Raw genomic sequence first — 15159 nt, 5'->3', positions numbered from 1 at the left:
GGCGAGGATTCGAAGCAGCAGGAGGTTTTGATGGGTCTGGCGGTTGGATCCGACGCTGCGGTCCGTGATGGTGACCGAGTTTACGAAGATCTGCGTCAGCGGATCCTGTCTCTAGAACTGATTCCGGGTTCGATTTTTGATGAAGCGCGGATCGTCAGCGAGCTCGGTGTTTCGCGCACGCCGGTCCGAGAAGCGGTCATCAGGCTCGTCTCGGAGGGGCTGCTGCGCCGCGACGGCCGGCAAATTCGGGTCTCCTCCTTTGAGGTCGGTCAACTGCGCCCGTTCTTCGAGGCAAACCGTCTGCTTTCGCGATCCCTGCACCGCCTTGCGGCGATCCGACGAACTCCTGCCCAGCTCGAGAAGATCCGAACCGAGATGCTCGCGTTTGAAAAGAGTGTTCGCGAAGGCACGGATGTGATCATGAACGAAGCCAACTTTCGCTTTCATAGAGAGATCGCGCGGGCCGCCGATTCCGCGTTCCTGGAGCGAACGTATTCGGACATCCTGCTCGAGGCGATGAGGCTTTCACGCCAGTGCTTCGAGGCGGGAGACAACACGATCGACCAGCTCGAAGCACATATCTCACGGATCGTCGTGGATCATCGCGATCTTTTTGCAGCCATCGAACAGCGGAAGCCCGATGAGGCAGACAACGTTGCTGCCAGGCACTCGGACCTATTCAAGGATCGTGTAGCGCGCCAGCTTCTCGGTCCGTCGAACATACAGGGCACCGTCGATCTGGCAGACCTTTGAGAGCGGACCAAGGCGCGAACAACTTGCCGAGCCGACCCTGGTCAGCCTGTAAAGACAACCGACTTCTTGCCGTTTAGCATCACACGATCCTCGAGGTGGTGCCGCACGGCTCGGGCGAGCACCCGCCGTTCGATATCGCGTCCCTTACGAACGAGATCGTCCGGCGCGTCGCGATGCGAGATCCGTTCGACATCCTGCTCGATGATTGGTCCCTCGTCGAGGTCGGAGGTGACATAGTGCGCCGTCGCACCGATCAGCTTGACGCCTCGCTCATGCGCCTGGTGGTAAGGCTTGGCGCCCTTGAAACCCGGCAGGAAAGAGTGATGAATGTTGATGCAGCGCCCTATCAGTTTGGCCGAAAACCCGTCAGATAGAATCTGCATGTAGCGTGCAAGCACAACGAGATCCGTATTGGTTTTCTGCACAAGATCCCAGATCTGCGCCTCCTGCTCCATCTTGGTCTGTTTCGTGACGGGCAGATGATGGAACGGCAGGCCATCGAGATCGTTCGAAGCAAGATGCTCTCGGCCATGATTGGAGACGATCGCGGTGACCTCCATCGGCAGCTCACCAATGCGCCAGCGATAGAGCAGATCCGCCAGACAATGATCGAACTTGGAAACCAGCAGCATCACCCGCTTCCTTGCGGAACGCTCCCGCAGGCGGAATGTCATGGCAAAGCGCTTGGCGAGGTCATCGATCGAGGCGGCGATCTCAGTCTGCGACTTCGCCTCGTCGAGGCGATCGAAGACGACTCGCATGAAGAATTGCTTGGTCTCGGTATCGTCGAATTGCTGGGCGTCAAGGACGTTGCACCCCGCCTCGAACAGAATTGTCGAGACCGCCGAGACGATACCCGGACGGTCGGGACAGGATAAAACGAGAATCATGGAACGATCAGGCATATCGGTTACCGCCGGCGGCGGCCCTCTCATCGACAGTTCTGAAGGGAGATCGTGCGAAGAGCGGCGGACGGACTGGATCAACCTCCGCCGATCACGACTTGGCAGCCGAACTCGGCGGCCGAAGCGGTGAACCAAGACCAGAAGCTGCCGGCCATGCTGCGTGCAACAAGGATCTCGAAGACGGCACCTTCCGGTCCATCGTCGCCTCGCCACAACTGCACACCGACATGCGCAACGCTCGTCAGAGCAGTCGCGCCGACAGGGAAAACGGAAGGGTGAAGGTCGACCATTGAACCCTTCGCGAGCACCTCACGGGCTCGCCCGCCGGAGACGCGCAGCACCGCACGGGCGTGACTTTGGTCCATCACCACCGCATCCACTGAAAGCGAAGCAAGAAGATCAGGAAAACCCTGTCGATGTCGCGCCACTAGCAACCATTGACCCGGCCCTGCCCAGATCAATCCATGAGTGCTCGACCACACCGCGGAAGGCGTTCGTGGCAGAGCGAGACCGATCAGCCCCTTGGTCGCGCGCGCCAGGTCGGCTGGACCAGGCACAGCGATCAAGGTCGCAAAGCCCATGTTGGCCAAGGCCAATGCGGTCACGCCAGGCTTTTCGGTTGCACCGATCTGGCCGGCCTCGGCAATGCCGGACCAGGCGTCACGAGGGCGCCAGGTGGATGTCGCTGGCTCAGCCATGGAGACGGTCTCCTTCGGGATCGAGAAAGACGGGTGAGCAAATCTCAACCTCAATATCGCCGCTGCGAACCGGATCGACGGCGCGGATGCGCTCGCCGACGCGAGCCGGGCCGTTCTTGAGGAAGCCAAGACCGATCCAATGCTTCAGGTTCGGCGAATAGGCGACGGAGGTCATGTAGCCCTCATCGTTCTCCGTGTTCGCCGAACGTCCGATGCCGATGAAGTGCGCCCCGGCCCGCAGCCGCTGGCTGGAATCGACCGGGCGGAAGCCGACCAGGCTCGGGCGATCGGCCTCTACGAGTGCCTCCCGCTTTGCCATAAGCCGGCCGATAAAGTCCTTCTTGGACGACATCATCTTTCCGAGGCCCAGATCGCGCGCCGTGGTTTGACCATTGAGCTCGTTACCGGCAACGTGCCCCTTTTCAACGCGCATGACACCAAGCGCTTCGGTACCATACGGCGTTACAGCATGCGGCCCGCCCACTGCCATCAGCGCGCGCATCATCGCGTCACCGTAGTCAGCCGGCATCGCAAGCTCATAGGCCAACTCGCCCGAGAATGAGATCCGGAAGAGCCGCGCTGGCACGCCGCCGCCAACCGTAACCACACGGGCTGCGAGATAGGGGAAGGCCTCGTTCGAGATGTCGTACTCCGGATCGACCACACCGCGCAGGACTTCGCGCGATTTCGGTCCAGCGATCGCCACCTGTGCCCATTGCTCGGAGACCGAGACCATCCGCACGTCGAGCCCCGGCCAGAGCACCTGATGGCAGAATTCGAGATGCTGCATCACCTTTCCAGCATTGGCGGTCGTGGTTGTCATCAGGAAGTGATTCTCCCCGAGGCGGGAGGTGGTGCCGTCGTCCATGACGAAGCCATCCTCACGCAGCATCAGCCCGTAGCGCGCCTTGCCGACGGGAAGCGCTTTCCATGTATTGATATAGATCCGTTCGAGGAATTCGGCGGCATCCACGCCTTGAATATCGATCTTGCCGAGCGTCGAGACATCGCAGATGCCAACACCGTGGCGCACGGCGAGCACTTCGCGATTCACCGTAGTCAGCCAATCCTTCTCGTCCGCCTTCGGATAGAATTGTGCGCGCAGCCACTGGCCGGTTTCGACGAAGACAGCCCCCTGCTCGCGCGACCATTCATGGGTCGGCGCCAGGCGCGTCGGCCGGAAGTCCTTGCCGCGATGGTGGCCGGCAAGCGCGCCGATTGCGACCGGCGTGTAGGGCGGGCGGAATGTCGTCGTGCCGGTTTGATGGATCGCCCTGCCCGTCTGCTCGGCCATGATTGCAAGGCCGACGAGATTTGATGTCTTGCCCTGGTCGGTCGCCATGCCGAGCGTGGTGTAGCGCTTGAGATGTTCGACCGAGCGGAAGCCCTCGCGGGCTGCGATCTCGACGTCCTGGTCGGTGACGTCGTTCTGTAAATCGACGAAGGCCTTGCCCTTGCCGCCCGTCACGCGCCAGATGGGCTTCAGACCATTCATCTCCGGATCAGTGACGAGAGCCGCAGCTGCTGCTGCCGGCGCGAAGCCGATCTCTGCCACTGCCTCCCGGCCAAGCCGTGCCCCATCCCCAAGGGCTTCAGCGAGCGTAAAACGACCGGCGGCGCTGCCGGCGACAGTGAGTCCCGGCGGCAAGGCTCCAGGCACGAAGGCCTGGGCTGCCTCGTTCCAGACTGGTCTGCCGTTCTGGTGCGAGGTGAGGTGAAGCGTCGGGTTCCAACCATTGGAGACCGCAAGCAGGTCGCAGGCCAACGAGGTCCGTTTGCCGGAGGCGTCGCGGATGGCGACGCCACGCAGCTCGCGACCACCTAGCGTCGCCTCGACAGCGCCGCCCGCAAATAGGGGCGCACCAAAACGCTGGGCGAGTTCTTTGAGCGCCGGATCGGTCTCGCTGCGGGAATCGACGATCGCGGCGAGGCGAGCGCCGGCCGCGGCAAGATCGCGCACCGTGGCCCAGCCTTCGTCGCCGGCAGTGAAAACGACCGCCTCTCGGCCGGGCAATACGCCGAAGCGATTGATGTAGGCGCGTACGGCACCGGCGAGCATAATGCCCGGCCGGTCGTTGTCGGGAAAGACGATCGGTCGTTCGAGCGCACCGGAGGCCAGGATCGCGCGTTTCGCGTAGATTCGCCAACTGCGCTGACGCGGCTGATGCGCTGGCGGCACGGCGACGTGGTCGTTGACACGTTCGACAGCGCCGTAGATGCCATGGTCATAGAGCCCGAACACACCGGTGCGCGGCATGATGCGCACTTCAGGCAGGCTGGAGAGCTCGGCCAGCGTAGCGGCGAGCCATTCGGCAGCCGGACGTCCGCCGATCTCGCGCCGTTCGGCGAGCAAGCGGCCGCCAAGCCGAAAGTCTTCATCACAGAGGATGACGCGCGCGCCACTGCGGCCGGCCGCGAGGGCCGCGGTTAGGCCTGCCGGCCCACCACCGATCACCAGAACGTCGCAGAAAGCGAAGGCTTTCTCATAGTGATCGGGGTCATCCACTCCAGCTGCGCGCCCAAGTCCTGCCGCGCGGCGGATCAACGGCTCGTAGAGCTTCTCCCAGAACGCCGCCGGCCACATGAAGGTCTTGTAGTAGAAGCCGGCAACGAAAGCTGGCGAGGCCAGGCTGTTGACCGACAGCAAATCAAAGGCGAGCGAGGGCCAGCGGTTCTGGCTCATCGCCTCAAGATCGTCGAACAGCTCAACCGTCGTCGCCCTGGTATTTGGCTCGCGGCGCGTGCCGGTGCGCAGCTCGACCAGCGCGTTCGGCTCCTCGGGGCCCGCCGAAAGGATACCGCGAGGCCGATGATATTTGAAAGAACGGCCGACGAGGCGCACGCCGTTGGCGAGCAGTGCCGAGGCCAGTGTGTCGCCGACATGCCCCTCGTAGCGTTTGCCATCGAACCGAAAGGAGATTGACCTGTTGCGATCGACGAGGCTCTCGCCGGTGAGGCGGAAGAGCTGCTTGCTCATGCTTCCACTCCGGTCTTGCGGCCTTTGGCCGGCAGCACCGAGGCGATAGCATGGGTATACGTGTCACGGCGCACGACGAGCCAAGCGTGGCAGCCGCCGCCGTGATACCAGAGCTCCTCATGGAGGCCGCGCGGGTTGTCACGCAGGTAGACGTAGTCGAACATCGCGGCGTCCGTAGCGGCCAGGCCATCAGGGCGCTGCGGACCGGCATCGCCCTGATAGGTAAATTCCTGGACGTCGCGCGCGCCACAATGGGGGCAGGAAATGCGCATCGGGTATCCTTCAAAATCCGTCAGTGCAGGTTCGGCTGCGCGCCGGCGCCCTTTTCGTCGATCAGGCGACCGGTGGCGAAACGATCGAGCCTGTAAGCCGCAGCGACGGGGTGCGGCTCGTCCTTCGCGATGAGATGGGCGAAGCAGAAGCCGGAGGCCGGTGTCGCCTTGAAGCCGCCGTAGCACCAGCCGGCATTGAGGTAGAGCCCCTGAACCGGCGTCTGATCGATGATCGGGGAGCCGTCCATCGACATGTCCATGATGCCGCCCCAGTGGCGCAACAGCCGCACCCGACCCAAGCCCGGCCAAAGGCCCATGGCGGCTTCCATCACATCCTCGATCACCGGGAGATTGCCGCGCTGGGCGTAGGAATTGTAACCATCGATATCGCCGCCGAAGACGAGACCGCCCTTATCCGACTGGCTGATGTAGAGATGGCCGGCGCCGAAGGTCACCACACAGTCGATCAACGGCTTGAGCCCCTCGGAGACGAAGGCTTGCAGCACGTGGCTTTCGATCGGCAGCCGCATCCCCGCCATTGCGGCCAAGCGGGAAGAATTGCCTGCCACAGAGAGCGCGACCTTCTTGGCCTTGATCGGACCGCGCGTTGTCTCAGCACCGAGAATGCGGCCATCCGAGATGGTCAAACCGGTCACCTCGCAATTCTGCACGATGTCGACGCCACGGTTGTCAGCAGCGCGCGCGTAGCCCCAGGCAACCGCATCGTGGCGTGCAGTACCTCCACGCCTCTGCAACAGCCCGCCTCGGATAGGAAAGCGGCCTGTTTCGTAGTCGAGGAAGGGCACCATTGCGCGCACCTGTGCGCGATCAAGGAGCTCGGCGTCGACCCCAGCGAGGCGCATCGCGTTGCCACGGCGAGCGAAGGCGTCACGCTGAGCGTCCGAATGAAAGAGATTGAGAACGCCGCGCTGGCTGACCATCGCGTTGTAGTTCAGGTCCTGCTCAAGCCCCTCCCAGAGCTTCATCGACAATTCGTAAAAAGGAGTGTTTCCAGGCAGGAGATAGTTCGAGCGGATAATTGTCGTATTGCGACCGACGTTGCCCGAGCCAATATATCCCTTCTCGACCACCGCTACATTGCTGATGCCGTATCGGCTGGCGAGATAATGCGCAGTTGCGAGACCATGGCCACCTCCGCCGACAATCAACACGTCGTATTCGGGTTTCGGCGCAGCGTCGCGCCAGGTCGGCTGCCAGCCGCTATGGCCCTTGAAGGTCTGGGCGATGAGAGAGAAGACGGAATAGCGCATCGGCGGGTCCGAAATGGTGGCGGCAAGCGGAAGTCCCGCTTGTCCGATACAGATTGAACGACATAGTCTCGGCGGCATGACCGCCAGCGACTCACGATTGCCTGAAAGCGACACCCGTCAGCAGCCGACGGCTCATGTCGGCTTCCTGCTCATCCCCGAATTCGCCATGTTGCCCTATGTGTCAGTCATTGAACCGCTGCGTGCGGCAAATCGCCTGTCGGGCCGCCCGCTCTATCGCTGGAGCCATATCTCAATCGACGGTGAACCGGCGGCAGCCTCGAATGGCGTGCGGATCCACACGGAATATCGCGTCGGGACGAACGAGCATTTCGACCACGTCTTCGTCTGCGCTGGCGGCAACCCAGCTCTGTTCCGACATGCCCCGACCTTCGCTTGGCTGAGGCAGCTCGCCCGGCGCGGCGTCACGATAGGTGGGGTATCAGGCGGGCCCTACATTCTCGCACGAGCTAAGGTACTGACCGGCTACCGCTTCACCATTCATTGGGAGCATGCACCCGCGTTCGTCGAAGACTATCCAGAACTCGATCTGCGACGCTCACTCTACGAGATCGACCGTGATCGCTTGACGTCAAGCGGAGGCACCGCGCCACTCGATATGATGCATGCAGTCATTGCTCGCGAGCACGGGAGTGAATTGGCGGTGGCGGTTAGCGAATGGTTCCTGCAGACGCATGTTCGCGAAGGGACCGGCCCTCAGCGAATGCCATTGCGAGAACGCCTTGGCATCGCGCACGCGCCGCTGCTGCGCGTGATCGGCCGGATGGAGCAAACCATCGAAAATCCGGTGCAGCGACAGGAATTAGCACGCCTTGCCGACGTATCGCTTCGACACCTCGAACGACTTTTCCGCCAGCATCTTGGTTGCTCGCTAGGCGAGCACTATCTTGCCTTAAGGCTCGATCGCGCTCGCGATCTGGTCCGGCAAACCAGTCTTTCTGTACTTGAGATCGCAATGGCCTGCGGCTTTACCAGCGCGAGTCATTTTTCTCGCACTTATCGTGCGCGCTTCGGCCAAGCACCACGCACTGAGCGGCTGCGCGAAGAACCCGTCAGGCGCCGGTGACGCGCAAATCGCACTCCAGATCCGCCTGCAACATCTTGCGCTCAAGGCCGACCTTCGGCGAGGACCGGTCCTGGTAACCGTCGGGGTTCACAGCCAGCGACAATCCTCGACGAGAAACTGCTGCAGCAATCGTGTTCGCGAGCAAGTAGGCGACGGTCATCGGGCCAACGCCGCCTGGCACGGGCGTTATGTGGCTGGCACGTTTGCTGGCTTCGGCGAACGCAACGTCCCCGACAAGTTTGGAAGTGCCGGTCGAATGAAGCGAGGCGTGCGAGCTCGGCTTCGATCAGCACCAGAGGCGCTGCGGCGGATCATCAGGGGGGATACCAACAAGGAGCGATGCGGCCGCAAGGTCTTCGATCGCCGTCCCGACCGACTTGAAGAGTGTGATCTCTTCCTTGTCGATACGGCCAGGCCGGGCCCCACGAGTTAGCTCGTGAAGGTCGCCACAGACCTGATGAGCTTGCCAGCAGCCGGCCGAGATGGGCTGGAGGAGATCACCAGCCTCGGCCAGTGCGCCGCCACAGGTGTCGACAAAAACGCGGCTACGGCAGACGGCCTCATCATCAGTCTCGCGCATTTTTGGCGTAAATGAACCGACGAGGTCGAGATGAGTTCCGCCCTTCAGATCTTGGCCCATGACCAGTGGCTGGGTCGATGTCGTGGCGCAGCTAACGATATCCGCCTGGGCTACCGCCCCCGACAGATCGGCGACACCCTGCGCCTCGAATCCTTGACGGGAGAATTCTGCTGCAAGTGTCGAAGCTCGCTCCGGGTTTCGACCCCAGACAAGCACCCGCCTGATCGGCCGCACGACCCGATGCGCAGCCGGCAGGCACGCGGCAACGCGGCCAGTCCCAACAACCAGCAGCGTATCGGCGTCTTCGCGAGAGAGATGTCGCGATGCGAGCGCGGATGCAGCCGCCGTACGACGATTGGTCAACGTCTCGCCGTCTATCATCGCGCACGGCTGACCGGTCACTCCATCGAGCAGAATATAGAGAGAGGACACCGCACCGAGGCCACGCGAAGCATTCCCGGGAAAGACCGTCACGAGTTTAACGCCCAGCACCTTTCCGCGCTGCCAGGCTGGCATCAGAAGCAGATGGCCAGGGGCGCCGGCCGCTCCGACCTCATGGCTTTGCCGGACCGGCATCGCCTCGCCGCCGCGTCGAAAGGTTTCGGACAGTGCATCGATCAGTCGCGGATAGTCGAGACCGGCCTCGACCTCGGCAGCGGAGAAAAAACGCAGCAAGATTCCCTCGTATTTCAATTCTGCGGTCGGGCAAGCCGTCCGACGGAAGCCGGGCCGATGGATACCGCGCCGGCCGCTGCCGCTATTTCAATCAGGCGCGGTCCGGGTCAGCTACGAACCAACAGAAAAAGCGCGCAGCACTCTGTCACCCATCTCCTCCGTACCAATTGCGGCTTCGCCGGATGAGGCAATGTCGAATGTGCGGTAGCCCTCTGCCAAGGTCTTGCGCACTGCGCTTTCTACGGCAGCAGCGGCATTCTCGTGGCCAAAGCTCAGCCTCAACATCATCGCGACTGAAAGGATGGCCGCCAGCGGGTTCGCGATGTCCTTACCAGCGATGTCAGGAGCGCAACCATGTACGGGCTCGAACAAGCCCTTGCCGGACGCGTTGAGAGAGGCCGAGGGCAGCATACCGATGGACCCGACGAGCATCGACGCCTCGTCGGAGAGAATGTCACCAAACAGATTGGCGGTGACAATGACGTCGAACGCCTTGGGCGTGCGCACCAGCGCCATCGCCGCTGCATCAATATAGAGGTGGCTCAGTTCAACGTCCGGATACTCGCTGCCAACATCGGTCACGATTTCCCGCCAGAGCTCCATCGTCTCAAGCACATTGGCCTTGTCCACTGAACAGAGCTTCCCGTGGCGAGCCCGAGCTGCGCGGAAGCCGGCATGAGCGATCCGGCGAATCTCGGCTTCCGTATAGCTCATCGTGTTGACGCCACGGCGCGAACCGCCGGGCAAAATCTCGATACCGCGGGGCTCACCAAAATAGAGATCACTAGTCAGCTCGCGCAGGATCGTCAGATCTACACCGTCGACGACCTCCGGTTTGAATGTCGTGGCGTCGGCGAGTTCTGGCCACGTGACGACTGGTCGGAAATTGGCGAAGAGATCGAGTTCGCGGCGCAGCGTCAGCAATGCGTCGCCAGGACGCAGGCCGCGCGGCAGCGTCTCGTACTGGAAGCCGCCCTCGGCGCCGAACAGGATGGCATCAGCTTCCCGCGCAAGCGTGAGCGTGTCTGCCGGCAGTGGGTGACCGTGCGCTTCATAAGCGCACCCTCCGATCAGTGCTTCTTTCAGTTCGATAGCGAGGCCATAATGTTCCGCGACGGCTCGCAGGACCTTGACGCCTTGACGCGTTACTTCGGGCCCAACGCCGTCGCCGGGCAGGACTGCAACCTTCATGGATATCTCCGATGTGCCAGTGAAAAGGACGGGAGCGGACTGCGCCGTCACTCCCGTTCGATCTCGAAATCGCTGACCCGGCCCAGCAATGTCAGCGTGTAGTCGATCTCGTCGAGCCCGGCGAGGAGACAGGTCCTGCCGAATGGATCGACCGAGAACGGGTGCGCGGTGCCGTCGACCTCGATCACCAGCTCGGCTTCAAGATCGACCGTAAGCGAGCGGCCGGGAGAGGCCGCGAGGCTAGCGCGCAGCGCCCACACCGCCTCCTCCGGCAGCTTGATGGGCAGAAGGCCGTTCTTGAGGCAGTTGGTCTGGAAGATGTCACCGAAACTGACGGCAATGACGCTGCGGATACCGAAATCGGCAAGCGTGTGGACGGCCTGCTCGCGCGATGAGCCGCAGCCGAAATTGCGGTCTCCCACGAGAATCGCCGGTTGCCGGAAGCCGGGTTGGTTGAGCACGAACTCGGTGCGCGGCTTTCCAGTGGAGTCGAAGCGCTGGTCGTGAAAGCAGTACTGTCCGTAGTCGACGCGACGTTTGTGCATGAAGCGGGCCGGGAGGATCTGGTCCGTGTCAATATCGGTTCCCTCAATGGGAGCGGCCACGGCCGTGATGCGGGTAAAGGGCTCCATGCTCATGCTCCGCCCAGTTCGCGGACATCGACGATGCGACCGGCGACGGCGGCGGCAGCAGCCATCGGCGGGCTCATGAGATGCGTACGGGAGCCCCGCCCCTGCCGTCCGACAAAGTTGCGATTGGTGGTGGAAGCGCAACGCTCGCCTTCAGCGAGCATGTCGCCGTTGATGGCGAGACACATCGAGCAGCCAGCATGGCGCCACTCGCAGCCGGCGTCGAGGAAGATGCGGTCCAGCCCTTCAGCTTCGGCCTGCGCCTTCACCTGCCCGGATCCGGGCACGACCAGCGTCGGCACCGCCGTGCGTCGCCCTTGCAGCACGGAAGCGGCCATGCGCAGGTCCTCGATGCGGCCATTGGTGCAGGAGCCGATAAAGACGCGGTCGACTGGCAGCCCTTCCAGAGCCGTGCCGGCGTCTAGTCCCATATAGGCGAGGCCCTTCTCGATCCGGGCTCGCTTCTGAGGATCGACGATACCGCGAGGATCCGGCACCCGGCCGGTGATCGGCCCCGCATCTTCGGGGCTCGTGCCCCAGGAGACCATCGGCGCGAACTCGGCGGCCTCGAGCGCGACCTCGTGATCGAAGACCGCGTCCGCCTCGCTTGCCAGCGCTGTCCAGCGAGCGACCATATTCTCCCATTGCGCTCCCTTCGGCACGAAGGGGCGGCTCTTGAGATAGGCGAAGGTCGCAGCGTCGGGCGCCACCATCCCGGCCCGCGCGCCGGCCTCAATCGACATGTTGCACAGGGTCATGCGGCCTTCCATTGTGAGGCCGCGAATGGTGTTGCCGGCATATTCGATGACATGGCCGGCCGCGCCCGCAACGCCGATATGGGCGATGATGCCCATGACGACATCCTTGGCGACCACGCCCGGCCCGGGCGAACCGCTCACCGTCACGCGCATGGTGCGCGGCTTGCGCTGCCAGAGCGTCTGCGTGGCGAAGACATGGCTGACCTCGGCGGCGCCAATGCCGAAGCCGAGCGCGCCGAGCGCGCCATGGGTCGACGTGTGGCTATCCCCGCAGACGATCGTCATGCCCGGCTGGCTCAGCCCCTGCTCTGGCCCAACGACATGGATGATGCCCTGCCTGGGATCGTCGAGTGAAAAAAGAAAGATCCCGTTCTCCGCCGTGAAGCGGACGAGTTCCTCGATCAGTTCGCGGCGCTCGGCATCGACCGTATCGGCAAGGCTGCGGCCGCGGGTCGAAACATAGTGATCCGGCATGGCGAAGGTCAGATCGGGCCTGCGAACCTTGAGCCCCTTGCGCCGCAAGGTCTCGAAGGCCTCGAGCGGCAGATCGTCGCCAACATAGTGCCGATCGATATAGAGCAGCGTCTGCCCGTCCGGCCGCTCGTAGACCGTATGGCGGTCCCAGATCTTCTCGAACATCGTCCCGGACACGACGCACGCTCCCAGTCAAGCGAAGCCTGAAGCGGCTTCGTCCTTGGGATAGAAAGCCGGAACGGCGGGCGGAAGTCGTCGTTCGCCAAGCGAGCGGCGTGCCTCACGATGCTTGAGCGGCCTCGAGCAGATGGCGAAGCAGCAGGCGAGTCGCTACCGGGATCTCGGCATCGTTGCGCACGCAAATCTTGTGCTCGCGAACCGCCCAGTACTTAACTCGGCGAAACCAACACCATCCCGTTTTGCCAGAGTGTGTCCGGCCGGCACAACTACGACGAGCCTGTCTTTGAAACAGGAATGAACCACGAGTTCGCCGGTGGGCAGATCACCGGAGAAGATGCCGATGTCGGCGCTGTTGTCCATGACTGCCTGGATATTCATCGGGCTGAGATTGGACTGCAGTTCGACACGCACCTGCGGATAGCGCTCCGCGAATCCCGCGAGTTGCTCTGGGATGAAACCGAATAGCGTCGATTCATTTGCCCAGATCCGAACCTGCCCGCGTGTGCCTGCCGAGAAATCAACGAGCTCGGCCTCCAGCTCCGCCAGATTGCGCATGATGAGCCGCGCATGCTGGAAGAGCGCCTGACCGGCGGCTGTCGGCTCGATGCCCTGGCGATGGCGGAGCAGCAGCTCCGTGCGCAGAGCCTGCTCGAGATCCCCGATGCGCTTGCTGACGGCGGAGGCGGCAATACCCTCGCGATCTGCAGCGCGCGCAATGCTGCGCTCCTCGACGATTGCGACGAAGAGCCTCAGCGTCAGAAGGTCGATGCGGGAGCTGACATTGATCCGGATCGGCTCCGGAGCTCCCGTGTATTGCCGCATCGCGGGTCCCGGGGTTCGCACTGTCAAGCCACCGATGAAGCATGTCCAACGTCGTCGATCAAGTCTCCCTCGCCGCGCTGGCGCCAGGCCTGGGTCCGAGCGACGATCACCGAGGTCAGGAACAACTGGATGAGCTTTACCGCCGCTGCCGTCAGCAGGATCATCAAAGCCATAGCGGCAGCAGCGGCCGTATCGCCTGTGTCGTCCATCTCGACCACCGCGACGGAGGCCAGCTTGGTTGCGGGGGCATAGAGGAAGACGACCGCGCCGATCGTGGTCATGGCGTTGAGGAAGAAATAGGTCGCGATGTCGATGACCGTCGACGTGCAGATCGGCAGCGTGACCCGCGCGAAGGTTCGCCAGAAGGCAACGCCAAGGGCCGCCGCCGCCTCCTCGATCTCATTGTCGATCTGATTCAGCGCCGTCACTGCCATCAGATGCGGCACGGTATAATAATGCGCAACCGACGCCATCACGAGGATCGACAGGCCGCCATAGACGCCATTCAGCGGGTTCGCCGCGCTGTTGAAGAAGAAGATGTAGCCGAGGCCTAGCACGAGTCCCGGAACGGCGAGCGGCAGCATCGCAAGGCCGCGGTAAAGCGCGCGTGGCAGCGCGTGCCCCGGACCCTTCTCGACCAGATAGGCACCACCGAAGGCGCAGACCGTGCCGATCAGCGCAGTCAGCGCCGCCATCTTCAGACTGTTGGCATAGGACGACCAGCCGGCGGCGTCATAGGATGCGAAATCGTAGTTCTTCAACGTAAGGCTGAGATCGTAGGGCCAGAAGGACACGAAGGAAGCGAACGAGGCGGTACCGACGAGCAAAAGGATGAACGCCGCGATCACGCTCGCAGCGGCCAGCATGGCGAGGTCGAAGGCGCGGCGAGGTGTAGGTACCAGGACGACGGCACGCGCCCCCAGCATCGATGTTTGCCGGCGGCGGACGTAGAGGTCGACACCGAAGGACAGAACCGCCGGCAACAGCAGCAGCACGCCGACAACGGCGCCCATGCGGAAGTTCTGCTGGCCGATGACCTGCTTGTAGATGTCGATCGAAAGGACGTTGAACTGCCCGCCGATCACCTTTGCCACGCCGAAATCGGTGACGGCAATGGTGAAGACGACGAAGACGGCGCTGATCAACCCGAAACGTGCGCCCGGCAGCGTGATCGTGTGGAACATGCGAGAGCGCGATGCGCCGAGCGTCTCGGCCGCCTCGTAGAGGCGCGCATCCGAGAGAGCGAGCGCTGTGACAAGGATCATCAGCGCGTGCGGGAAACAGTAAAATACCTGCGCCGAGACGATACCAGACAGCCCATAAATCGAGCCGCCGCCGAGGAGACCCTTGAGAAGGCCCTGGTTGCCAAAAAGATAGGTGAGCGCGATCGCCGGCAGCAGCGAGGGCGAGAGGATCGGCAGAAGCCCGATACCGCGAAACAACGGCTTCAAGGGCATGCAGCTACGCGAGAGCGCATAAGCGTAGAGAAAAGCCAGCGACGCCGTAATCGCCGTCGTCAGCAGGCCGAGCAGCAGGCTGTTGCCGATCGAGCGCGTGAGCGAGGGATTGGCGAGGTAGTCCCGGAAATTGGCGAGGCCGACAAAGGCGCCGTTCTGATCCTCGAGACTTTTGCCGAGGATGGCGCCAACAGGCAACAGCACCAACACGACCAACACCAAGAGCAAGATAGCTGTCAGGATAAGCCGCAGCACGGACTCGGAAAGCAGGGGCGGCCGACGCCGACGGTCTCCCGCGATGGCGTCACGCATCGGCGGCGACCGGTAGCACTTGCAGGCACGCGGGATCGAGCGCCACCGACACTGCGGCTCCCGGCCCGATCGCGAGTTCACGCATCTGGCGGGCAGCAACCTCCGCCGTGAGTTCCACGCC

13 protein-coding genes and 1 pseudogene are annotated in these 15159 nt (G+C 62.9%); 2 read left to right on the top strand and 12 right to left on the bottom strand.

From position 1 onward, the window contains the following. The first annotated feature begins 30 nt into the window (after window positions 1-30). A complete protein-coding gene (locus tag Q3C01_RS36705; protein WP_458150164.1) occupies window positions 31-753 on the top strand; it encodes a GntR family transcriptional regulator in 723 nt (240 codons plus the stop codon). Window positions 754-794: 41 nt separating this feature from the next. Here Q3C01_RS36705 and purU read toward each other — a convergent pair whose 3' ends face one another. From purU to Q3C01_RS36680, 5 genes are all read right to left on the bottom strand, one after another. Then, window positions 795-1658: a formyltetrahydrofolate deformylase gene (gene purU / locus Q3C01_RS36700; protein ID WP_458150163.1), complete on the bottom strand. Its 864-nt coding sequence runs from the start codon at window positions 1656-1658 to the stop codon at window positions 795-797. A gap of 77 nt (window positions 1659-1735) precedes the next feature. After that, a complete protein-coding gene (locus Q3C01_RS36695) occupies window positions 1736-2356 on the bottom strand; it encodes a sarcosine oxidase subunit gamma (protein ID WP_458150162.1) in 621 nt (206 codons plus the stop codon). Further along, window positions 2349-5333, bottom strand: a complete 2985-nt coding sequence (locus Q3C01_RS36690) for a sarcosine oxidase subunit alpha family protein (protein WP_458150161.1) — start codon at window positions 5331-5333, stop codon at window positions 2349-2351. Before Q3C01_RS36690 ends, Q3C01_RS36695 begins: the two co-directional genes overlap by 8 nt. Beyond that, complete coding sequence (locus tag Q3C01_RS36685) at window positions 5330-5605, bottom strand: sarcosine oxidase subunit delta (RefSeq protein ID WP_458150160.1); 276 nt, start codon at window positions 5603-5605, stop codon at window positions 5330-5332. The genes Q3C01_RS36690 and Q3C01_RS36685 overlap by 4 nt, the downstream gene beginning before the upstream one ends. Before the next feature lie 20 nt (window positions 5606-5625). Beyond that, window positions 5626-6876 (bottom strand): sarcosine oxidase subunit beta family protein, encoded by a 1251-nt coding sequence (locus Q3C01_RS36680; RefSeq protein WP_458150158.1) that lies wholly within the window; start codon window positions 6874-6876, stop codon window positions 5626-5628. Between the two features lie 76 nt (window positions 6877-6952). Between Q3C01_RS36680 and Q3C01_RS36675 the strand changes: the two genes are divergently transcribed. Further along, on the top strand, window positions 6953-7960 hold the full coding sequence (locus Q3C01_RS36675) for a GlxA family transcriptional regulator (RefSeq protein WP_458150157.1): 1008 nt from the start codon (window positions 6953-6955) through the stop codon (window positions 7958-7960). Here Q3C01_RS36675 and Q3C01_RS36670 read toward each other — a convergent pair. From Q3C01_RS36670 to Q3C01_RS36640, 7 genes and pseudogenes are all read right to left on the bottom strand, one after another. Then, a pseudogene (locus tag Q3C01_RS36670) lies at window positions 7947-8210 on the bottom strand (hypothetical protein); the annotation flags it as partial. The gene Q3C01_RS36675 and the pseudogene Q3C01_RS36670 sit on opposite strands and share 14 nt — an antisense overlap. A 36-nt stretch (window positions 8211-8246) precedes the next feature. Continuing rightward, window positions 8247-9215: a bifunctional Delta(1)-pyrroline-2-carboxylate/Delta(1)-piperideine-2-carboxylate reductase gene (gene lhpI, locus Q3C01_RS36665; protein ID WP_458150156.1), complete on the bottom strand. Its 969-nt coding sequence runs from the start codon at window positions 9213-9215 to the stop codon at window positions 8247-8249. A 111-nt stretch (window positions 9216-9326) separates the two neighbouring features. Next, window positions 9327-10406 (bottom strand): 3-isopropylmalate dehydrogenase, encoded by a 1080-nt coding sequence (leuB, locus tag Q3C01_RS36660; RefSeq protein ID WP_458150155.1) that lies wholly within the window; start codon window positions 10404-10406, stop codon window positions 9327-9329. A 47-nt stretch (window positions 10407-10453) separates the two neighbouring features. Beyond that, window positions 10454-11038 carry a 3-isopropylmalate dehydratase small subunit gene (gene leuD / locus Q3C01_RS36655; RefSeq protein ID WP_458150154.1) on the bottom strand — a complete coding sequence of 195 codons (585 nt, stop codon included), beginning with the start codon at window positions 11036-11038 and terminating at the stop codon, window positions 10454-10456. 2 nt (window positions 11039-11040) lie between these two features. Next, the gene (gene leuC, locus Q3C01_RS36650) at window positions 11041-12432 is read right to left on the bottom strand and encodes a 3-isopropylmalate dehydratase large subunit (RefSeq protein WP_458150192.1); all 1392 of its coding nucleotides are present in this window, start codon (window positions 12430-12432) and stop codon (window positions 11041-11043) included. A 165-nt stretch (window positions 12433-12597) separates the two neighbouring features. Beyond that, window positions 12598-13269 carry a LysR family transcriptional regulator gene (locus Q3C01_RS36645; protein WP_458150152.1) on the bottom strand — a complete coding sequence of 224 codons (672 nt, stop codon included), beginning with the start codon at window positions 13267-13269 and terminating at the stop codon, window positions 12598-12600. Window positions 13270-13292: 23 nt separating this feature from the next. After that, window positions 13293-15038 carry a putative 2-aminoethylphosphonate ABC transporter permease subunit gene (locus tag Q3C01_RS36640; RefSeq protein ID WP_458150151.1) on the bottom strand — a complete coding sequence of 582 codons (1746 nt, stop codon included), beginning with the start codon at window positions 15036-15038 and terminating at the stop codon, window positions 13293-13295. Window positions 15039-15159 lie beyond the last annotated feature (121 nt).

The organism is Bradyrhizobium sp. UFLA05-109, from assembly GCF_054185165.1.
The sequence above is the reverse complement of the archived record's forward strand: the minus strand, read 5'-3'. Positions and strand labels throughout refer to the sequence as shown.